At 68.7% G+C, this 21,661-nt stretch carries 12 protein-coding genes; 11 read left to right on the top strand and 1 reads right to left on the bottom strand.

The window, feature by feature from the left end; all coding sequences use genetic code 11:
- The first annotated feature begins 40 nt into the window (after nt 1-40).
- Nucleotides 41-3,322 carry a GH92 family glycosyl hydrolase gene (locus AB0N16_RS02445; RefSeq protein ID WP_365792187.1) on the top strand — a complete coding sequence of 1,094 codons (3,282 nt, stop codon included), beginning with the start codon at nt 41-43 and terminating at the stop codon, nt 3,320-3,322.
- A gap of 77 nt (nt 3,323-3,399) precedes the next feature.
- On the opposite strand, the gene AB0N16_RS02440 is transcribed toward AB0N16_RS02445, so the two are convergent.
- On the bottom strand, nt 3,400-7,143 hold the full coding sequence (locus AB0N16_RS02440; RefSeq protein ID WP_365792766.1) for a GH92 family glycosyl hydrolase: 3,744 nt from the start codon (nt 7,141-7,143) through the stop codon (nt 3,400-3,402).
- Nucleotides 7,144-7,567: 424 nt separating this feature from the next.
- On the opposite strand from AB0N16_RS02440, the gene ngcE reads away from it, so the two are divergent.
- The 10 genes from ngcE (at nt 7,568) to AB0N16_RS02390 (ending at nt 21,543) form a co-directional block, all read left to right on the top strand.
- Nucleotides 7,568-9,019, top strand: a complete 1,452-nt coding sequence (ngcE, locus tag AB0N16_RS02435; protein WP_365792185.1) for an N-acetylglucosamine/diacetylchitobiose ABC transporter substrate-binding protein — start codon at nt 7,568-7,570, stop codon at nt 9,017-9,019.
- A 29-nt stretch (nt 9,020-9,048) separates the two neighbouring features.
- Nucleotides 9,049-9,975, top strand: a complete 927-nt coding sequence (locus tag AB0N16_RS02430) for a sugar ABC transporter permease (protein WP_365792183.1) — start codon at nt 9,049-9,051, stop codon at nt 9,973-9,975.
- Nucleotides 9,976-9,979: 4 nt separating this feature from the next.
- Nucleotides 9,980-10,879 carry a carbohydrate ABC transporter permease gene (locus tag AB0N16_RS02425; RefSeq protein WP_365792181.1) on the top strand — a complete coding sequence of 300 codons (900 nt, stop codon included), beginning with the start codon at nt 9,980-9,982 and terminating at the stop codon, nt 10,877-10,879.
- A gap of 294 nt (nt 10,880-11,173) precedes the next feature.
- The gene (locus AB0N16_RS02420; RefSeq protein ID WP_365792179.1) at nt 11,174-12,373 is read left to right on the top strand and encodes an ROK family transcriptional regulator; all 1,200 of its coding nucleotides are present in this window, start codon (nt 11,174-11,176) and stop codon (nt 12,371-12,373) included.
- A 121-nt stretch (nt 12,374-12,494) separates the two neighbouring features.
- The gene (locus tag AB0N16_RS02415; RefSeq protein WP_365792177.1) at nt 12,495-13,601 is read left to right on the top strand and encodes a substrate-binding domain-containing protein; all 1,107 of its coding nucleotides are present in this window, start codon (nt 12,495-12,497) and stop codon (nt 13,599-13,601) included.
- Nucleotides 13,602-13,920: 319 nt separating this feature from the next.
- Nucleotides 13,921-14,712, top strand: coding sequence for an ATP-binding cassette domain-containing protein (locus AB0N16_RS02410; RefSeq protein WP_365792175.1), 792 nt, complete (start codon nt 13,921-13,923; stop codon nt 14,710-14,712).
- 41 nt (nt 14,713-14,753) lie between these two features.
- Nucleotides 14,754-16,064 carry a sugar ABC transporter permease gene (locus AB0N16_RS02405; RefSeq protein ID WP_365792764.1) on the top strand — a complete coding sequence of 437 codons (1,311 nt, stop codon included), beginning with the start codon at nt 14,754-14,756 and terminating at the stop codon, nt 16,062-16,064.
- Between the two features lie 288 nt (nt 16,065-16,352).
- Nucleotides 16,353-18,269 carry a 1-deoxy-D-xylulose-5-phosphate synthase gene (dxs, locus tag AB0N16_RS02400; protein WP_365792173.1) on the top strand — a complete coding sequence of 639 codons (1,917 nt, stop codon included), beginning with the start codon at nt 16,353-16,355 and terminating at the stop codon, nt 18,267-18,269.
- 256 nt (nt 18,270-18,525) lie between these two features.
- Nucleotides 18,526-20,022, top strand: coding sequence for an amino acid permease (locus tag AB0N16_RS02395; RefSeq protein ID WP_365792171.1), 1,497 nt, complete (start codon nt 18,526-18,528; stop codon nt 20,020-20,022).
- 72 nt (nt 20,023-20,094) lie between these two features.
- Complete coding sequence (locus AB0N16_RS02390) at nt 20,095-21,543, top strand: glycosyltransferase family 39 protein (protein WP_365792169.1); 1,449 nt, start codon at nt 20,095-20,097, stop codon at nt 21,541-21,543.
- Nucleotides 21,544-21,661 lie beyond the last annotated feature (118 nt).

The raw sequence follows: 21,661 nt of genomic DNA, 5'->3' as shown, positions 1-21,661 counted from the left end.
ACCTGTGGTGCGCGACCCGTCCGGAGGAGGGGCCCGCGTCATGCGTTTCCGTCCCATGTCCCTGCTGCTGGCCGCGGTGCTCGCGACCGGTGGTGCCACCCCCGCCCTCGCGGCGACCGCGAGCGGGCCACCCGAACGAGTCCCTGAGCTGGTCAAGGATCCTACGGCGTACGTGGATCCGCTGATCGGCACCAAGAACGGCGGCGACACCTTCCCGGGTGCCGTCGTGCCGTTCGGCATGCTCTCCTGGAGCCCGGAGAACACCAGAGGCGACGCGACCAGAACAGCCGCGCCCGGCGGCTACCAGTACGACGCCACCCGCATCCGCGGCTTCAGCCTCACCCACATGTCCGGCACCGGCTGCGCGGGCGGCAGCGGCGACATCCCGTTCTTCCCGTACGCCGGGGAGGTCACCTCGTCCCCGGCGAGCGACACCAAGGACGCCGTCTACGCCTCGGACTTCAGCCACGCCGACGAGACCGCCGAGCCCGGCCACTACAAGGTCGGCCTCGCCTCCGGTGTCACCGCCGACCTCACCGCGACCACCCGCACCGGCTCGGCCCGGTTCACCTACCCGGCCGGCAAACCCGCCTCGTTGCTGGTCCGTACCGCCAACTCCGAGGTGGGCTCGGCCGATTCGACGGTCGCCATCGACCCGGCCACCCGTACCGTCTCCGGTTCGGTCACCTCCGGCGACTTCTGCGGCTACCTCGATCCCGAGGGTCAACGCGCCTACTACACCCTGTACTTCACCGCTCAATTCGACCGCGCCTTCACCGCCGACGGCACCTGGCAGGACGACAGGCTCAGCCCGGGTTCGACGACCGCCTCCGGCGGCACCGGCGGCTTCGCGACCGGCGGCCGGCCGGTCGCCGGCAAGGGGGCGGGCGGCTACGTCGAGTTCGCGCCCGGCACCGGCGCGGTGAACGTCAAGGTGGGTATCTCGTACGTCAGTCAGGCCGCCGCCAAGGCCAACCTCAGGGCGGAGAACCCACCCGGCCGCTCCTTCGACGCCGTCCGTGACGCGGCCCACCGTGCCTGGCGCGACCGGCTCGGTGCCATCCGCGTCGGAGGCGGCACGGACGCCGACCGCACCACCTTCTACACCGCCCTCTACCACTCGCTCTTCCATCCGAACGTCATCAGCGACGCCGACGGCCGCTACCGGGGCAGCGACGACCAGGTGCACCGCGTCGGGCGTGGCCACCGGGCGCAGTACGGCACCTTCTCCGGCTGGGACGTCTACCGCGACCAGGTCCAGCTGCTCACCCTGCTGGACCCCGGGACGGGCTCGGACATCGCCCAGTCGCTCTACGAACTCGCCCGGCAGAACGGCGGGATCTGGGACCGCTGGCTGCACGGCGCGAGCGGCACCCACGTCATGAACGGCGACCCCTCGCCCACGGCGCTCGCCGGCATCCGCGCCTTCGGCGGCACCGACTTCGACCTGAAGGGCGCGCTGCACTCCCTGGTGAAGGCGGCGACGGAACCGACCGCACAGGACCTCTCGTCGGCGGGCAAGCCCGTGCTGTCGGCGGGCCAGCGACCGTCCCTCGACAAGTACCTGGACCAGCACTACATGCCGTCCGTGTCCAACGCCTGGGGCGGCGCGGCCGAGACGCTGGAGATGTCCACGGCCGACTTCGCCCTCTCCCAACTCGCCGCGGCCGCGGGGGAGAAGAACACGGCGGCCACCTTCGCCGACCGCTCCCAGTGGTGGCAGAACAACTTCAACATCGCCGCCGACCCCGGCGGCGGCTACATCGCCAACCGCAAGGCCGACGGCAGCTGGGTCACCGGCTTCACCCCGGCCACCGGCAACGGGTTCGTGGAGGGCACGGCCGCCCAGTACACCTGGATGGTCCAGCACAACCCCGCCGGGCTGTTCGCCGCGATGGGCGGTACGGACCAGGCCCTCGCCCGCCTCGACGCCTTCTTCCACAACAGCGACGGCGGCTGGGCCCTCACCGGCAGCGGCGGCGACAAGTCCGAACTGGACAACGAGCCCTCGATCAACGTGCCCTACCTGTACGACTACGCGGGCGCCCCGTACAAGGCGCAGGAGACCGTCCGCGCGGCCATGACCACCCTCTGGTCCACCGGTCCGGGCGGCATCCCCGGCAACGACGACCTCGGCGCGATGTCGTCCTGGTACGTCTTCTCGGCGCTCGGCATGTACCCACAGGTCCCCTCCCGAGCCGACCTCGTCCTCGCATCTCCCCTGTTCGAGCGCGTGGAGATCGACCGCCCGGGTGGCAACGACATCTCGATCCGTGCCCGGGGTGCGGCCGCGGACGCCCCGTACGTCCAGTCCCTGAAGGTCAACGGCCGTACCAGCGACCGCCCCTGGCTCGACAGCTCCTTCGTCCGGGACGGCGGCCGTCTCGACTACACCCTGTCCGCCGCCCCGAACCGCGCCTGGGGGACCTCCTCCGCACCGCCGTCCTTCCGCCAGGGCGAGCAGCCCTACCAGATCGGCGTCGGACCGACCACCGCGCGGCTGGCCCCCGGTGACAGCACCCAGGTCGGCGTCCGTGCCCTGTCCCTCACCGGGGGCACAGGCCCGGAGGTCCGCTTCCGGGTGGAGACCCCGGACGGCGTTAGGGCCACCCCGGCGGAGGGCACGGTGACCGACGGCTCCCAGCAGATCACCCTGTCCACCACCTCCGGCACCCCCCAGGGCTACTACGACGTCCGGGTCACGGTGACCTCCACCGGCACCTCGTACGCCCAGCCGGTCGCCCTGACCGTCGCCGCCCCGGGCACCCTCCTCGCCGCCTACGACAACACCGGTGTCTCGGACGACGTCGGTGACCACGACGAGGCCGACTTCGACGGCGGCGGCTGGAGCTACTCCCGGCAGGCCCTCGCCGCGGCCGGCCTCACCGCGAGCGTCCAGGGCACGGTCGACGGTCTGGCCTACACCTGGCCGAACGCCCCCGCGGGCCGACCCGACAACGCGACGGCAGCGGCCCAGACCATCGAACTCCCCAGCCCCGCAAGCAGGGTGTCCTTCCTCGGCAGCGCCACCAACGGCAACCAGTCCGCCCGGGCGACCGTCACCTACACCGACGGCAGCACCGGCACGGTCGACCTCTCCTTCACCGACTGGACCGTCGGCGGCGGAGGCGGCACCGTCCAGTACGGCAACCAGACCGTGGCGAGGACCGCGTACCGCAATGTCGCGGGCGCCGACAAGGACCCCGTGGCGACCTACGTCTTCGCGACCAAGCCGTTCGAGGCGCCGCCGGGCAAGAGCGTCAGGAGCGTCCGGCTTCCCGAGAACACCGACCTGCACGTATTCACCCTCGCCACCGGCTGAGACGGAGGAACCCAAAAAAAGAGGGGGCGGACCCAACCGGGTCCGCCCCCCTTTCTTTGGCTTCTCCGTGCCGTGCCTCAGGCCAGCAACTCCACCTCCGCCAGCGTCGACGCGCCGTCCAGGACCAGCCGGTAGTGCGCGTACGTCCCGGGCGTGCGGACCGTGAACGCCCGGGTCTGCAGGTTCCAGGCGAAGGCCTCACCCGAACGCCGGTCCACGGTGCGCCAGGTGGTGCCGTCCGTCGAGCCCTGAAGGGTCCAGCCCGTCGGGGCCTTGGTGCGGTCCGCCGGTGAGGTGAGCGTGTACTGGATCCCCTTGACCGGCCGGGACACCGGCAGGTCCACCGAGGTCACCGTCTGCTCCGTCGCCGACGTGTTGTCGAACAGGGAGCCGTCGCCCTTCAGGACGTCCGCGCGCGGGGTCGGGATCTTGTCGTCCTTGGCGATCGAGACCGGTCCCGCGTTCTTGCCCGTGCCCCACGTCGACGGCTTCGGGCCCATCGTGAAGTCGATGATCCCGCCCTTGGAGATGAGCGAGTGGGGGAGCGAGGTCGACGTCCAGATACGGCCGTTGACCCGCACACCCTGCACGTAGACGTTGGTCGCGCTGTTCCGCGGCGCCCGGATCACCAGGTCCCGCCCGTTCTCCAGGTGGACCGTCGCCTTCTTGAACAGGGGGGAGCCGATCGAGTAGTCACCGCTGCCCATCACCAGCGGGTAGAAGCCGAGGGCCGAGAAGAGGTACCAGGCCGACTGCTCGCCGTTGTCCTCGTCGCCGTGGTAGCCCTGGCCGATCTCGCTGCCCAGGTAGAGCCGGGAGACCGCCTCGCGGACGTACGCCTGGGTCTTCCAGGGCTCGCCGGCCGCGTCGTACATGTAGATGACGTGGTGGGCGACCTGGTTGGAGTGGCCGTACATGCCCATCCGGACGTCCCGGGCCTCGGTCATCTCGTGGATGACCCCGCCGTAGGAGCCGACGAAGTCGGGGGAGGCCGTCTCGGGCGTCGCGAAGTACTCGTCCAGCTTGTCGGCGAGTCCGGACCGGCCGCCGTACAGGTTGGCGAGGCCCCGGCTGTCCTGCGGGGCCGTGAAGGCGTAACCCCAGCCGTTGGTCTCGGTGTAGTCGTACCCCCACACGCGCGGGTCGTACGCCGACGAGTCCACCCGCCATCTGCCCTGGGCGTCCTTGCCCTGGAAGAAGCCCGCCTTGGGGTCGAAGAGGTTCACATAGTCCTGGGCGCGGTTGAGGAAGTAGTCCGACTCCTCCTTGCAGCGCTTCTCCCCGGTCTTCTTGTACAGGGCCAGGCCCATCTCGGCGATGCCGTAGTCGTTGACGTACCCCTCCATCGCCCAGGACAGGCCCTCGCGGGTGTCGTCGCTGGTGTAGCCGAGGAAGGGGGAGGTCGCCATGCCCTTGCGGCCGACGCCGGAGGAGGGCGGGACGACCGTCGCGTTCTTCAGGGCCGCGTCGTAGGCCGCCTTCGCGTCGAAGTTCACGCCCTTGACGTACGCGTCGGCGAACGCCACGTCCGAGGAGGTGCCGGTCATCAGGTCGGCGTAACCGGGGGAGGACCAGCGCGAGGTCCAGCCGCCGTCCTTGTACTGCTGTACGAACCCGTCCACCATCTCCCCGGCCTGACTGGGTGTCAGCAGCGAGTAGGCGGGCCAGGTCGTGCGATAGGTGTCCCAGAAGCCGTTGTTGACGTACACCTTGCCGTCCACGATCTTCGCGCCGGTGTGCGTCGGGGTGTCCTGGCTGGTCATCGGCGAGAAGGGGGAGGCGTACTGGTCCTTCGAACCGACTTTCTCGAAGCCGGAGTTGGGGTACAGGTACAGCCGGTACATGCTGGAGTAGAGGGTCGTCAGCTGGTCCGCCGTGGCGCCCTCCACCTCGACCTTGCCGAGCAGCCCGTCCCAGACCTTCTGGGCGCGTGCCTTCACGGTGGCGAAGGAGGTGCCGTCCGGGATCTCCTGGCGCAGGTTGTCCTCGGCCTGGTCGACGCTGATCAGGGAGGTGGCCAGGCGCAGGGTGACGGTGTGGTCGGAGCCGGCGTCGAAGCGGAGGTAGCCCTTGACCCCGCTTGAGTCGCCGCCCGTCACGGGCTTGTCGAACACGCCGTAGACGAAGAGGCGGGTGGCGCCGGTCGACAGGCCGGACTTGACGTCGGAGTAGCCGGTGACGATCCCGTGCTCCTTGTCGAGGGTCAGGCCCGCCTGCTCGGTGACGTTGTCGAAGATCACGCTCGCGTCATCGCCCGGGTAGGTGAAGCGCAGCGCGGCCGCGTGGTCGGTCGGCGCTATCTCGGCCTTGAGGCCGTTCTCGAACCGCACCCCGTAGTAGTAGGGCCGCGCGGTCTCGTTCTCGTGCCGGAAGGCCAGCTCGCGTGCGGTGCGCCCGGTGTCCGGGGTGCCGGTGGCGACGGACGGCATCAGCTGGAAGGTCTGCCGGTCGCCCATCCAGGGGCTGGGCTCATGGCTTGCGCTGAACGCCTGGATCGTCGGCAGGTTGTCGTCGTTGTTCGCCCGTGCGTATTCGTACAGCCAGCTCTCCGAGGACGCGTTGGTCACCGGCGTCCAGAAGTTGAAGCCGTGCGGCAGGGCCGTGGCCGGGAAGTTGTTGCCGCGCGAGAAGCTGCCGCTGGAGTTGGTGCCGCGGGTGGTCAGCGCGTAGTCGGACAGATGCGCCTTGGGCTTCTCGGGGGCGACGCGCCCGATGTTCACGTCGTCGATCCAGCCCCGGAACTTGGCCGGGCCGGCGGGCGAGTCGTAGCCCACCAGGATCCGGTCGACGGTCTTGCCGGACGCGACCGAACCGATCACCGACGACACGTCGTTCCACTGGTTGACGTACAGCCCCTTCGACGCGCCCTGTCCGCGCGGGGAGAGCGCGAAGCCGTGCTGGTCCACCGCCCCGAGGCCGCTCAGATAGGTGCCGTCGGTGAACGCCAGGTCCACGGAGACGTTGGTGGCGTCGTAGTCGAGGTCGCCGTCGGCCATCGAGGGGAAGATCCGGTAGGACAGCCGCGTGTCCCGTCGGACCTTCACGTTCACGTCGAAGACCTTGTTGTACGAGTACGCCCGCCCGCTCGCCGTGTGCCGGCCCGCGTAGCGCAGCGCATGGGTCCCGGTGAAACCGGCCCGTGCCTTCGCGGTCGGCGAGCCGCTCGGGCCCTTGTCGATCAGCGAGAGCATGTCCTGGGGTACCGGGCCGCCGCTGCCGCCGGTGGAGAACTGGACGTCGGCGATCTGCAGGATGTCCGGTGCGCCGTTGTTCTTCGTGACGTCGAGCCGGAAGTGCTGGTACTCGGCGGGTGCCGAGAGGTCGTACGACCTGGTCTGGAACCGTTCGGTGAAGCCTTCGCCGGTGCGGGTGTCGACGGTCTTCCAGTCCTTGCCGTCCGCCGAACCCTGGAGGGTCCAGTCCGCGGGGTCGCGCTCGGCGTAGTCGTTCGCCGAGGTGACGGCGTACGTCACCAGCTTGATGGGCTTGTCGAAGTCGAACTCCGCCCAGCCGGTGGGCGCGAAGGTGAGCCACTTGGTGCCGGGCTCGCCGTCGACGAGGTTCTCCTTGACCTCGCCCGCGCCGGTGTTCTCGCCGCTGGCCCGCATGTCGGTCACATGGTCGGTGACATTGCCGGGGATGCCGGTGCTGTAGCCGCCGTCGACGCCGGAGGCGCGCGGGGCGCCGCCGGGGTCCGTGTCGACCGTGTCGGTCCAGTCCGGTGACGGATCGCCAGACTCGAACGAGGATGCGAACTGCGTCGCGGCGGCCGGTGCCTTGGCCGGCAGGGCGACCGCGGCCCCCTGGGAGCCCAGGGTCATGACGACGGCGGCCGTGATCACGACCGCCGTACCAGATCTGTGTCCTGTTCTTCGCTGCGTTCTCCGCTGCATCACAACGGGTACCCTCCCTGCCACATGAGACAACGTTGTCAGATGCGTGGCGCAGGAACCAGTAGGTGGTCAAGTGGTCCGTGATGTCAAGGGCGTTGGCTGCGGCATTCAGGGGTCTATGTCGGCTCTTTTTCCGGTAAGGCGTACCCAGGTCGCTCAGATTTCCGACAGGTCTCAACTAGGAAAAGACCCATGGCCAACCTTGCATTCGATCTTGCCCCGCTGGCGTGAAGTGGACTATACCTGTCGGCGTTTCCTGAGTGACTTCCTGCACGGCCCAGCACTACCCGACCGCGGTGCCGGGGAGGATCCGGTTCACCGCCTGAGTCCTGGAGAGGGCGAGGACTTGAGCATGGGATCCACATCCGCAGCCAGCCATGGTTCCGAAGGCGTCGGCCGCCGCGATCTGATCAGGCGGTCAGCCGCACTCGGCCTGATTTCGGTCCCCACCGTCGGTTTTCTCTCCGCCTGCGCCAGCAGCGGCGGAGGCGGCCAGTCCAAGGACAAGGCCGGCAAGAAGACGGCCAAGAACCCGCTCGGCGTCAACGACACCGCCAAGATGGAATTCGTCCTCTTCGACGGCGGTTTCGGCAAGGAGTACGCCGAGGACGCGGTGAAGATCTACCAGAAGGACTTCCCGAAGGCCAAGGTCAAGTTCTCCGCCACCCAGAAGATCCAGTCCACCCTCCAACCCCGCTTCAACCAGGGCACCCCGCCGGACCTCATCGACAACTCCGGCGCCGAGCAGATGGACATGGGTGTGCTCGTCGGCAAGAAGCAGCTGGCCGACCTCACTCCGCTCCTCGACGCCCCGTCGTACGACGACCCGAACAAGAAGGTCCGCGACACGCTGCGCCCCGGCATAGTCGAGATGGGCCAGTTCGACGGCGACCCGGTCTGGATCATGTACTACGCCTACACGGTGTACGGCGTCTGGTACTCGCAGAAGGCCCTGGACTCGCTCGACGCGGAGTACCCGCAGACCTGGGACCAGATGATCGCCGTCTGCGAGAAGGCCAAGAAGAAGGGCATGGCCGGCTGGACGTACGCGGGCAAGTACCCGTACTACATCCCCTTCTCGCTGTACCCGATGATCGGCAAGGTCGGCGGCGTCGAAGTCCTGAACGCGATCGACAACCTGGAGCCCAACGCCTGGAAGCATCCGGCCGTCAAGGCGTGTTTCGAGGCCTACTACGAGCTCTACAAGAAGGGCTACATCCTCAAGGGCACCCCCGGCCTGGACCACATCCAGTCGCAGACCGCCTGGGCCCAGGGCAAGGCGCTGTTCATCCCCAACGGCTCCTGGGTGGAGAACGAGTCGGCCAACGTCATCCCCTCCGACTTCAACCTCGCCGTCTCCGCGCCCACCGGCATCGACAAGAACGACAAGATGCCGTTCGGCACCATCTGGGCCTCCGGCGGTGAGCCGTTCATCGTCCCGGCCAAGGCCGCGAACGCCGAGGGTGGCATGGAGCAGCTGCGCATCATGCTCAGCGAGGCATCCTCCAAGAACTTCACGTCGAAGGTGAAGTCGCTGACCGCGTACAACGGCGGCACCGACGGCATCACCCTCACGCCGGGCCTCACCTCCGGTGTCGCCGCCCTGAAGCTGGCCGGGTCGAATGTGGTCAACCCGCGGCTCCAGGACTGGTACGTGCAGCTCCAGAAGGAGAAGATCGGCGTGTCCGGTCTCGGCGAGATGATGGCGGGCCGGCTCACCCCGGCGGAGGCCATCAAGAAGATCCAGGGCTTTGCCGACGAGGCCGCCAAGGACGACTCGATCAAGCACTACAAGCACCAGTAAACAGAAACCCTGACCGCACCGGAGTGGCGATGCAGCACGGCAAGTACCGGTTCATTGTGGGGTTTCTGGCGTTGCCCCTCGGACTGTACGCGCTCTTCGTGGTGTGGCCGTTCATCCAGTCCATCTACTACTCGTTCACGGACTGGACCGGCCTGAGCCCCGAATTCAAGATGGTCGGCCTGGACAATTACAAGAGGATGCTCCACGACGACATCTTCTGGAAGTCCTTGCAGCACAGCTTGATGTTCGCGATCGTGCTGCCGCTGGTGACGATCAGCCTGGCGCTGTTCTTCGCCTTCATGATCAATGTGGGCGGCCGGAGAAGGAAGGGCGGCCCGGTCGTCTCCGGGGTCCGGGGCTCTTCCTTCTACAAGATCGTCTACTTCTTCCCGCAGGTGCTGTCGATCGCGATCGTCTCGCTGCTGTTCGCCTTCGCGTACAACCCGGACAGCGGCGCGATCAATTCACTGCTGCGGGGAATTGGTCTGGACAATATCCAGCCGCTCTGGCTCGGCGACCCGAGCCTGGCGCTGTGGTGCGTGATGGCCGTACTGGTCTGGTCCACGGTCGGCTTCTTCGTGGTCCTCTTCTCGGCGGGCATGGCGTCCATCCCCACGGATCTCTACGAGGCCGCCCTCCTCGACGGCGCCGGCCGCGCGACGACCTTCTTCCGCCTCACCCTGCCGCTGCTCTGGGACACCGTCCAGTCCGGCTGGGTCTACATGGGCATCCTCGCGCTCGGGGCCGAGTCGTTCGCAGTCGTACAGATCATGACGACCGGACCGGGCGGCCCCGACTACTCGACGACCGTGATGGTCCTGTACGTGTACCAGAAGGCGTTCCGGGACGGTCAGGCCGCCTACGCCACCACCATCGGCGTCGCCCTGCTGGTCGTCACGCTCGCCTTCGCGGCGATCGTGATGCGGCTGGGCCGTCGCGAGCGGCTGGAGTACTGAAGCGATGACGACGACCGAGACCGACACCACCGTCACCAAGATCGACCTTCCCGCGCCGAAGCCGCCCCGGCGCAAACGCGAGGGCGGGGTCCTCAACGTCTTCTCCCACGGCGTCCTGATCATCTGGGCGTTCATGGTGGTCACACCCCTGCTGTGGGCGGTGATGACGTCCTTCAAGGACGACCGGTCCATCTTCAGCTCGCCCTGGGCGCTCCCCGACAAGCTCCACTTCGACAACTGGTCGCGGGCGTGGATCCAGGCCAACATGAGCGACTACTTCCTGAACACCATCCTGGTGGTCGGCGGTTCGCTCATCGGCACGCTGGTGCTCGGTTCGATGGCGGCCTACGTCCTGGCCCGCTTCGACTTCCCGGGCAACCGCTTCATCTACTTCCTCTTCATCGGCGGCATGAGCTTCCCGATCATGCTCGCGCTGGTCCCGCTGTTCTACGTCGTGAACAACATGGGCCTGCTGAACACCATCCACGGCCTGATCCTGGTCTACATCGCGTACTCGCTGCCGTTCACGGTCTTCTTCCTCACCGCGTTCTTCCGTACCCTGCCCACCTCGGTGGCCGAGGCGGCCTTCGTCGACGGCGCCTCGCACACCCGCACGTTCTTCCAGATCATGCTGCCGATGGCGAAGCCCGGCCTGATCAGCGTGGGGATCTTCAACTTCCTGGGCCAGTGGAACCAGTACATGCTCCCGACAGTCCTCAACACGGACCCCGACAAGCGCGTCCTCACCCAGGGCCTGGTCCAGTTGGCGGTCAGCCAGGGTTACAAGGGTGACTGGTCAGGCCTGTTCGCCGGCCTGGTGATGGCGATGCTCCCGGTCCTGGCGGCGTACATCATCTTCCAGCGCCAGGTGGTGGCGGGTCTGACCGCGGGAGCTTTGAAGTAACGGAACGTTTGCGCCCCGAAAGGGGCGCGGGGAACTGCGCGACCAGCCACGACGGCGCCGCACCCACACTCCACGCGCGCCCTCCAACCTGCTGACCAGTGGCCTAGACATGTCGAAAGCATGTCCGTCAGGCAACCCCCGAACCGCCAACGATTTCTGTCAAGGACTTGACGGCGGTAACCCGTTCAGCAGAGCTTGGAGTTCATAACTTGTAAGTGACCCGGTTCCAGTGATGTGACTTGGGTCACGTTGGCGGCGCCGTGGCCGCCTCCGATGGCGGGAGTGGATGGGTCGATGGAGACTCCGGGGTCGCAGTCGTCGCTGCACCGAGCCAACCTGGAACGTGTCGTACGGGCCGTACGTCTGGCCGGATCGCTCACGCAGGCGGAGATCGCGCGCACGACCGGCCTGTCGGCTGCGACGGTCTCCAACATCGTGCGCGAGCTCAAGGACGGCGGAACCGTCGAGGTCACGCCCACGTCGGCGGGTGGCCGCAGGGCCCGAAGCGTGAGCCTGAGCGGTGACGCCGGAATCGTCATAGGGATCGACTTCGGCCACACCCACCTGCGCGTCGCGATCGGCAACCTCGCCCACCAGGTGCTGGCCGAGGAGTCCGAACCGCTCGACGTGGACTCGTCGTCCAGTCAGGGCTTCGACCGGGCGGAAGAGCTGGTCAACCGCCTGATCGCGGCGACCGGCGTGGACCGCACGAAGATCGCCGGCGTGGGCGTCGGCGTCCCCGGTCCGATCGACGTCGAGTCCGGCACCCTCGGCTCCAGCGCCATCCTGCCCGGCTGGATCGGCGCGAGACCCGCCGAGGAACTCAGACTCCGCCTCGGCGTCCCCGTGCACGTGGACAACGACGCCAACCTCGGCGCCCTCGGTGAGCTGGTCTGGGGCAGCGGCAAGGGGGTCCGTGATCTCGCGTACATCAAGGTCGCGAGCGGTGTCGGCGCCGGTCTGGTGATCAACGGGAAGATCTACCGGGGCCCTGGCGGCACGGCAGGCGAAATCGGGCATATTACCCTTGATGAATCCGGCCCGGTCTGCCGTTGCGGCAACCGCGGCTGCCTGGAGACCTTCGCGTCGGCCCGGTACGTGCTGCCGCTGCTCCAGCCCAGTCACGGCACCGACCTGACCATGGAGGGTGTCGTACGGCTGGCCCGGGACGGCGATCCCGGATGCCGTCGGGTGATCGCCGACGTCGGCCGGCACATCGGCAGCGGGGTGGCCAATCTCTGCAACCTGCTGAACCCGAGCCGGGTGGTCCTCGGCGGCGACCTCGCCGAGGCCGGGGAGCTGGTCCTGGCGCCGATCAGGGAGTCCGTGGGGCGCTACGCGATCCCCAGCGCCGCCCGGCAGCTCTCGGTGCTTCCTGGGGCCCTCGGCGGCCGTGCGGAGGTGCTCGGCGCGCTCGCTCTCGCGCTCAGCGAGATGGGCGATTCGACCCTTTTGGACGGCACGTTGCCGGCCGTTGCACCTGCCTTCACTTAGAGAACGAATGGCGCCGTTGCCATCTCGTTAAGTATTTACTTCTTGACGTCGCAGTCACGGCCGAGTTGACTTCCAGCCACCTCGGCCGCAGCGTTGCGGCCCTGTCAGGGAGGCACCCCCAATGAACGCAACGATGCGTAGAGTCGTGATCGGCACCGCCGCGGTTTCCATGGCGCTGTCGCTCGCCGCCTGCGGCAAGGCCGGCGATGACAAGAAGAGCGACTCGTCGAGCAGCAGCTCTTCCGGTGGCAGCAAGACCATCGGCCTGCTGCTCCCCGACAGCGTGACCGCGCGCTACGAGAAGTTCGACAAGCCGTACTTCGAGGCGCAGGTCAGCTCGCTGTGTGCCGACTGCAAGGTCGAGTACGCGAACGCCGCCGGTGACGCCGCCAAGCAGGCCCAGCAGGTCAGCAGCATGATCACCAAGGGCGTCAAGGTCATCGTGATCTCGGCCCAGGACTCCGCCGCCATCAAGTCCTCCGTCCAGGCGGCCGTGGACAAGGGCATCAAGGTCGTGGCGTACGACCGTCTCGCCCAGGGCCCGGTCTCCGCCTACGTCTCCTTCGACAACGTCAAGGTCGGCGAGCTCCAGGGCCAGGCCCTGCTCGACGCTCTCGGCTCCAAGGCGACCAAGAAGTCCAAGGTCGTCATGATCAACGGTGACGACGCCGACCCGAACGCCGCCCAGTTCAAGGCGGGCGCGCACAAGGCCCTGGACGGCAAGGTCGACATCGCCTACGAGCAGTCCGGCCTGTGGAAGGACACCGTCGCCGCGCAGAAGGTCAAGGCGGCCATCACCCAGCTCGGTGCCAAGAACATCGCGGGCGTCTACTCCGCCAACGACGGCATGGCCGGTGGTATCGCCAACTCGCTCAAGGGCGCCGGCATCAGCGGCATCCCGCTGACCGGTCAGGACGCGGAGCTCGCGGGTATCCAGCGCATCGTCGCCGGCACCCAGTCCTCCACCGTCTACAAGGCGTTCAAGCCGGAGGCCGACGCCGCCGCCACGATCGCGGTGGACCTGCTGGAGGGCAAGAGCATCTCCTCGCTCGCCACCACCACGCAGACCAGCGGCTCCGGCGACAAGGTGCCCTCCCAGCTGCTGACCCCGGTGTCGGTCACCAAGGCCAACATCAAGGACACCGTGATCAAGGACAAGCTGTACACCGTCGCGGACATCTGCACCGCCGACTTCGCCAAGGCCTGCAAGGCCGCCGGCCTGCAGTAGTCCAGCCCTGGAGCCGTCCGGCTCCGGCCGTCAGCGCCCGGGTGATCGCAGTACGACACCCGGGCCCCGGCCGCCCGACGCACCCGGTCCTTCCGCAAGGGCTCCGTCCGGCGGTCTCGCGAAACCCCTCCGACGCCCGCTCCGGCCTTCATACCCCGCTGCCGGAGCGGGCGTCGGACGGACCCGTTGCCAAGCGCGACGGATTCGCGCATGTTCATCTTGTAAACCACGTGCGTACACCGACCAACCTGAGGTACCGCACGGCCCTCCGCGCCTGGTCAGCAGGCGCGGCATCCCCGCCGGTCAGGCGGCGAAGGAGATGGTTCACGTGTCCGCTACGCCCGTGCTGGCGTTGCGCGGAGTCTCCAAGCGATTCGGTGCGGTCCAGGCCCTCACCGATGTCGATCTGGAGGTCCACGCCGGAGAAGTGGTCGCCCTGGTGGGCGACAACGGCGCAGGAAAGTCGACCCTGGTCAAGACGATCGCGGGTGTCCACCCCATCGATGAGGGCGTCATCGAATGGGAAGGCAACTCCGTCAGCATCAACAAGCCGCACGACGCCCAGGGACTCGGCGTCGCGACGGTCTACCAGGACCTCGCCCTCTGCGACAACCTCGACGTGGTCGGCAACCTCTTCCTCGGCCGTGAGCTGCTGCACCGCGGCGTCATCGACGAGGTGACGATGGAGAAGCAGGCTCGTGAGCTGCTGAGCACGCTCTCCATCCGCATCCCGAGCGTGCGCATCCCGATCGCCAGCCTCTCCGGCGGTCAGCGCCAGGTCGTGGCCATCGCCCGCGCCCTGATCGGCGACCCCAAGGTCGTCATCCTCGACGAGCCCACCGCGGCCCTCGGCGTCGAGCAGACCGCGCAGGTCCTCGACCTGGTCGAGCGGCTGCGCGAGCGCAACCTCGCCGTCATCCTCATCAGCCACAACATGGCCGACGTGAAGGCGGTGGCGGACACCGTCGCCGTGCTGCGGCTGGGCAAGAACAATGGTTTCTTCCCCGTGAAGAGCACCAGCCAGGAAGAGATCATCGCGGCGATCACGGGTGCCACGGACAACGCCGTGACCCGTCGTTCGGAGCGTCGCACCCCGGAGGCGGCAAAGTGAGCGAGACGTCCAAGACCGTGCAGGGCGACGAGTCGCCCAAGATCGAGAAGGCCAAGGTGGCCCAGGCCGCCGAGGCCCCGACCACGGTGGCCCCCGCCGACGACCCCACGGCCGCGCCGGTCACGGTCGTCGACCCGCGCCTGCTGGTCCGTGAAGAGGGCTTCAAGGGCTACCTCACCGAGTTCAAGCGCCGTGTGAAGGGTGGCGAGCTGGGCTCGCTGCCGGTGGTCGTGGGCCTGATCATCATCTGGACCATCTTCCAGCTGAAGAACAGCCTGTTCCTCAGCGCGGACAACCTCTCCAACATCAGCTACTTCCTCGCGGCCACCGGCATGCTCGCCATCGGCCTGGTGTTCGTGCTGCTGCTCGGCGAGATCGACCTGTCCGTCGGTTCGGTCAGCGGTCTGGCGTCCACGGTGTTCGCCGTCTTCGTGGTCAACCACGGGATGAACCAGTGGCTGGCCCTGATCCTCACGATCATCACCGGTATCGGTATCGGCGCGTTGCACGGCTGGTTCTTCGCGAAGATCGGCGTACCCGCGTTCGTGGTCACCCTGGCCGGCTTCCTCGGCTGGAACGGTCTGATGCTGTGGCTGCTGGGCGACAGCGGCACGATCAACATCCCGGCCGACAGCGGTCCGGTGCACGTCCTCGGCCAGAGCTCCTTCTTCATGGACCAGGCCATCATCGGTGCGTACCTGCTGGCCGGTCTCGGTGTCGTGCTGTCGGCCCTGGGCCAGTTCAACGAGCAGCGCCGGCGCCGCGCGGCTGGTGTGCCGTTCCGGCCCACCAGCGAGATCCTGGTCCGTGTCGGACTGCTGGCGATCGCGTCCTTCGTCGCGGCGGCCGTGCTGAACAACGCGTCCGGTGTCTCCAACGCGCTGGTGATCTTCCTCGCGTCCCTGGTGGTCGTGGACTTCGTGCTCCGTCGTACGACCTACGGCCGTAAGGTCTTCGCGGTCGGTGGCGGCATCGAGGCGGCCCGCCGTGCGGGTATCAGCGTGCCGATGGTCCGGATCACCGTCTTCGCGATCTCCGGTGGGTTCGCGGCCATCGGCGGTATGTTCTTCGCCGGTCAGACGGCGAGCGCCACGCTCAACGCCGGTGGCGGCAACACGCTGATGCTGGCGATCGCGGCCGCGGTCATCGGTGGTACGTCGCTGTTCGGTGGGCGCGGTACCGTCTGGTCCGCCCTCCTGGGCATGCTGGTCATCCAGTCCATCCAGACCGGCCTCGACCTGCTGAACATGAACACGTCGATCCAGTACATGATCACCGGTGGTGTTCTGCTGGGTGCCGTCGTCATCGACTCCGTCTCCCGTAAGAGCCAGAAGGCGGCGGGGCGCGGATAGCGCCGGTCGCCGTCGGGGGTGCGGTGCGTGGGCGGCTTCACCGCCGTCGTGGTCGATCGCGACCACGCGGCGGTAGCCGCGAATGAATACAGCCCCGCGCCCCTGAGGTTTCCGACTGTGCCCGGCACTGGACAGTGCCGGGCACAGTCGTGTCCTGGGGGAGGCTCATGACGGGTACAGCCGAGGCGTGACCTATGACCCATGGGCCGGAGTCCGGCCGCCGGGGCGGAACATTAGACTCGACGAGCCCGGCAACAGCTCGATCAGCTCTACTGCAAGGAGGCACGGGTGCCGCTGCTGACCCGTATCAGGGGACCGCGCGATCTGGACGGGCTCAGCCCCGAGGAGCTGGTCCGGCTGGCAGAGGAGATCCGGACCTTCCTCGTGGAAGCGGTCTCCAAGACCGGCGGCCACCTCGGTCCCAACCTGGGCGTGGTCGAGCTCACCATCGCCCTGCACCGCGTCTTCGACTCGCCGAAGGACAAGGTGCTGTGGGACACCGGCCACCAGTCCTACGTGCACAAGCTGCTCACCGGCCGGCAGGACTTCTCCCGGCTGAAGCAGAAGGGCGGCCTGTCCGGCTATCCCTCGCAGGCCGAGTCCGAGCACGACGTCATCGAGAACAGCCACGCCTCCACCGTCCTCGGCTGGGCCGACGGCATCGCCAAGGGCAACCAGCTGCTCAAGAACGACAGCCACGTCGTCGCCGTGATCGGTGACGGCGCCCTCACCGGCGGTATGGCCTGGGAGGCGCTGAACAACATCGCCGACGCCAAGGACCGCCCGCTCGTCATCGTCGTCAACGACAACGAGCGGTCGTACGCCCCGACCATCGGCGGCCTCGCCAATCACCTGGCGACCCTGCGCACGACGGACGGGTACGAGCGGTTCCTGGCCCGGGGCAAGGACCTGCTGGAGCGCACACCGGTCGTCGGCAGGCCGCTCTACGACACCCTGCACGGCGCCAAGAAGGGGCTGAAGGACTTCATCGCCCCGCAGGGCATGTTCGAGGACCTGGGCCTGAAGTACGTCGGCCCGATCGACGGCCACGACATGGAGGCCCTGGAGTCCGCCCTCGCCCGGGCCAAGCGGTTCGGCGGCCCGGTGATCGTGCACTGCCTCACCGAGAAGGGCCGTGGCTACCAGCCCGCCCTCCAGGACGAGGCCGACCGCTTCCACGGCATCGGCCCCATCCACCCGGACACCGGCCTGCCGGTCAAGGCCTCCGGTGCCGACTGGACCTCCGTCTTCGGCGACGAGATGGTCGAGCTCGGCAAGGAGCGCGAGGACATCGTCGCGATCACCGCGGCCATGCTCCAGCCGGTCGGCCTGAAGAAGTTCGCCGACACCTTCCCGGAGCGGATCTACGACGTCGGCATCGCCGAGCAGCACGGTGCCACCTCCGCGGCGGGCCTGGCCACGGCCGGACTGCACCCGGTCTTCGCCGTGTACGCCACCTTCCTCAACCGCGCCTTCGACCAGGTACTGATGGACGTGGCCCTGCACAAGTGCGGAGTGACGTTCGTCCTGGACCGGGCCGGCGTCACCGGCACCGACGGCGCCTCCCACAACGGCATGTGGGACATGTCGATCCTCCAGGTCGTCCCCGGTCTGCGGCTCGCCGCCCCGCGCGACGCCGACCAGGTCCGCGCCCAGCTCCGCGAGGCCGTCGAGGTCGACGACGCGCCGACCGTGGTCCGCTTCTCCAAGGGCGCCGTCGGCCCCGCCGTACCCGCCGTCGGCAAGGTCGGCGGCATGGACGTCCTGCGCGAGCCGGGCACCGACACCCCGGACGTGCTCCTGGTCTCCGTGGGCGCCCTCGCCCCGATGTGCCTGGAGATCGCCGGCCTCCTCGACAAGCAGGGCATCTCCACCACCGTCGTGGACCCGCGCTGGGTGAAGCCGGTGGACGAGACGATGGCCCCGCTGGCCGGGCGGCACCGGGTGGTCGTCACGGTCGAGGACAACAGCCGCGTCGGCGGCGTGGGCGCGGCGATCGCCCAGGCCCTGCGCGACGCGGGCGTCGACGTCCCCCTCCGCGACTTCGGCATCCCGCCCCGCTTCCTCGACCACGCGTCGAGGGCCGAAATCATGACGGAGATCGGCCTGACGGCCCCGGACATCGCCCGTCAGGTGACGGGCCTGGTGGCCAAGCTGGACGGTCAGCCGGCGGACGTCAGCTCGGTGGAACCGGCGAGGGACTGATCTGTAGCGCCCCCGGCCGGGGGGCGCCCCGGCCAGGGGCGCGCGGACCTGTAATCGACATGCGGCTCCGCCGCGTGGGCGCGGTCAGCCTCACCCACCCGCCCCCCCGACGAATCCCGAACCACCCCCATGGGTCGGTCTCTCTCACCCCTCCGGTGGCGAGACCGACCCATCTGCGTGAACCTGCCTTTGCCGGGGCATACGCGTCCCCGGCCCTCTCGATCATGTCGAGGACGACAAACGTGGGAGGTAGGCAGTGGCCAGTACGCTCTTCAGGACCAAGAACGTCGAACAGTCCATCAAGGACACCGAGGAACCGGAACACGCGCTCAAGAAGTCGCTGTCGGCGCTGGACCTCACGGTCTTCGGCGTGGGTGTCATCATCGGCACCGGCATCTTCGTCCTGACCGGCACGGCCGCCAAGAACACCGCAGGCCCCGCCGTCGCCCTCTCCTTCGTCGTCGCCGGCGTCGTCTGCGGCCTCGCCGCGCTCTGCTACGCCGAGTTCGCCTCCACCGTCCCGGTGGCCGGCTCCGCGTACACCTTCTCGTACGCCTCGCTCGGCGAGTTCCCCGCGTGGATCATCGGCTGGGACCTGGTGCTGGAGCTGGCGCTGGGCACGGCGGTGGTCGCCGTCGGCTGGTCGGGGTACATCCACTCGCTCCTCGACAACGCGGGCTGGCAGCTGCCCGCGTACCTCAGCGGCCGGGACGGCGCCCACGGCTTCGGCTTCGACATCCTCGCCGCCGCCCTGGTCCTCGTCCTCACCGCCATCCTGGTCGTCGGCATGAAGCTCTCCGCCCGGGTCACCTCGGTCGTCGTCGCCATCAAGGTGGCCGTCGTCCTGGTCGTCATCATCGCGGGCGCCTTCTTCATCCACAGTGGCAACTACGAGCCGTTCATCCCGAAGGAGCAGCCGGTCCCGGCGGGTGGCAACCTCAAGGCTCCGCTGATCCAGCTGATGTTCGGCTGGGCGCCCTCCAACTTCGGTGTGATGGGCATCTTCACCGCCGCGTCCGTCGTCTTCTTCGCCTTCATCGGCTTCGACGTCGTCGCCACCGCCGCCGAGGAGACCCGCAACCCCCAGCGGGACGTGCCGCGCGGCATCATCGGCTCCCTCATCATCTGCACCTTGCTGTACGTCGCCGTGGCGATCGTGGTGACCGGCATGCAGAAGTACAGCGAGCTGTCCGTGGACGCCCCGCTGGCCGACGCGTTCAAGGCCACCGGGCACCCCTGGTTCGCGGGACTGATCAGCTTCGGCGCCGCCGTGGGCCTGACCACCGTGTGCATGATCCTGCTGCTCGGCCAGTCCCGGGTGTTCTTCGCGATGAGCCGTGACGGGCTGCTGCCCCGGTTCTTCTCGCACACCCACCCGAAGTTCCGCACCCCCTACCGGCCGACCATCCTGCTGGGCGTCGTCATCGCGATCGTCGCAGGCTTCACCAGCCTCAGCGAACTCGCCGAGCTGGTGAACATCGGCACCCTCTTCGCCTTCATCATCGTCGCGATCAGTGTGATCATCCTGCGCAACACCCGGCCCGACCTGGAGCGGTCCTTCCGTACCCCCTGGGTACCGGCGCTGCCGATCGTCTCCGTGCTGGCCTCGCTGTGGCTGATGCTCAACCTGCCGGCCGAGACCTGGCTGCGGTTCGCCATCTGGATGGTCATCGGTTTCGGCGTCTACTTCCTGTACGGCCGCTCGCACAGCCGCCTCGCCGGACAGCAGCGGACCCGCGCCGACGCTCCGTAATCATCAGGCTCGTCACTCCGGCCCCGTATGTCCCGTCAAGGTGGGACTGCGGGGCCGGATAGCGTGCTCCCCATGCTTGTCGCCCCCCTCGTCCCGGCACGGTCCGTAGTCGTACGGAAGGGGTACTGGCCGCGGCTGCTGCCGCTGCTCGCCGTGCTGGCCTGCGTCACCCGGGTGCCGTCCTTCCGCCGGCCGCTGTGGAACCCGGACGAGGGCTTTCTCGCCGTACAGGCGCGCATACTGGCGCGCGGCGGCCAGCTGTACGAGACGGTCGTGGACCGGAAGCCGCCGCTGCTGCCCTGGCTGTACGAGGGGGCGTTCACGGTCTTCGGCTCCGGGTCGCTCACCCCGGTCCGGGTACTCGCCGTGCTCGCGCAGCTGGCCACCGCCGTACTGCTCGCGTCGATCGCCCGACGGCGGTGGGGCGACCGTGCGGGGCGTACCGCCGGGGCGTTGTATCTGCTGGTCTCCGTGGGGCTCAACCCCGAGGACGCGCAGGCGGCCACCTTCGAGGTGTTCATGCTGCCCGCCACGGCGGCCGCGATGTGGTGCGCCGACCGCCGCCGCTGGGGCGCCGCCGGAGCCGCCGTCGCCTGCGCCTTACTCACCAAGCAGACCGGCGGCGCGGTCCTGCTGCCGGTGGTCTATCTCCTCAACCGGTACGGCGGCCCGCGTGCCGGCCTGCTCCGACTGGCGGCCGGCATCGCCCTGCCCGTACTGGGCGTGGCCCTGCTCACCGACCCGGCCGGCTTCGCCTTCTGGACGGTCACGGGCTCCGGCGCCTACGCCTCCTTCGCCGGCTCCGAACTTCACGTCCTGGCACGGGCGTTGACCAACACCGCGATCCTCGTGGCGGCCTGCGCCGGGCTGCTTCCGCCCGTCGCCCGCGCCCTGCGCATCGCCCGTACCGGCGCCGCCGACCTGTGGCTGTGGCTGGCCGCGTCGGCGGCCGCCGTCACCCTCGGCTTCCACTTCTTCGGCCACTACTTCCTGCAACTCACCCCGCCGCTGGCCCTGCTGGCCACGGCCGCCCTGCGGATCCTGCCCAGGGAGCGCACCTCGGCCGCGATCCGCACCTCGGCCTGTGTCTGCGTCCTGTTCCTGACCTGGGGACTCCTGGCCCCGCGCCCCGAACTCGCGCACGCCCAGCGGCTCGCGCTCGCCCTCTCCCATCGCACCGGGCCCGGCGACCGGGTCCTGGTCTGGGGGATACACCCGGAGACGTACTGGCTCGCCGACCGCACCCCCGCGACCCGCTATCTCACCGCCGGCCTCCTCACCAACTTCAGCGGTGGCCGCGACGGTCCGCAGGTCGGCGAGAAGTACGCGGTCGAGGGCACCTGGCCGGTCTTCCGCGCCGAGCTGGCCGACCGGGCACCGGCCCTGGTGATCGACGACTCCCGGGGCAAGCCCTACGGCCCCGACCGCGTCCCCACCCTGCGCCGACTGCTCACGGCCGGCTACGAACAGGTGGACGAGGTGGACGGGGCGGTGCTGTACGCACGGGTGCCGGGGGAGTAGGACCGGGGAACGAAAGGCGGGCGGGCCTGGGTTCCGCGGAGTGGCGGGTGTGGGCGGGTCGGGTTCCACGGTGCGGCGGTCGGGTTCCGCGGTGCGGCGGGTGTGGCTGGGACCGGCT

Source organism: Streptomyces sp. NPDC051105 (assembly GCF_040682795.1).
In the GTDB taxonomy this organism is placed as follows: Bacteria; Actinomycetota; Actinomycetes; order Streptomycetales; family Streptomycetaceae; genus Streptomyces.
This window is presented reverse-complemented; position numbering and strand designations above follow the sequence as displayed.

Coding starts and splice junctions, on each gene's coding strand:
- AB0N16_RS02445 (WP_365792187.1), top strand. CDS start 41: ATGCGTTTCCGTCCCATGTCCCTGCTGCTGGCCGCGGTGCTCGCGACC.
- AB0N16_RS02440 (WP_365792766.1), bottom strand. CDS start 7,143: ATGACCCTGGGCTCCCAGGGGGCCGCGGTCGCCCTGCCGGCCAAGGCA.
- ngcE (WP_365792185.1), top strand. CDS start 7,568: ATGGGATCCACATCCGCAGCCAGCCATGGTTCCGAAGGCGTCGGCCGC.
- AB0N16_RS02430 (WP_365792183.1), top strand. CDS start 9,049: ATGCAGCACGGCAAGTACCGGTTCATTGTGGGGTTTCTGGCGTTGCCC.
- AB0N16_RS02425 (WP_365792181.1), top strand. CDS start 9,980: ATGACGACGACCGAGACCGACACCACCGTCACCAAGATCGACCTTCCC.
- AB0N16_RS02420 (WP_365792179.1), top strand. CDS start 11,174: ATGGAGACTCCGGGGTCGCAGTCGTCGCTGCACCGAGCCAACCTGGAA.
- AB0N16_RS02415 (WP_365792177.1), top strand. CDS start 12,495: ATGAACGCAACGATGCGTAGAGTCGTGATCGGCACCGCCGCGGTTTCC.
- AB0N16_RS02410 (WP_365792175.1), top strand. CDS start 13,921: ATGGTTCACGTGTCCGCTACGCCCGTGCTGGCGTTGCGCGGAGTCTCC.
- AB0N16_RS02390 (WP_365792169.1), top strand. CDS start 20,095: ATGCTTGTCGCCCCCCTCGTCCCGGCACGGTCCGTAGTCGTACGGAAG.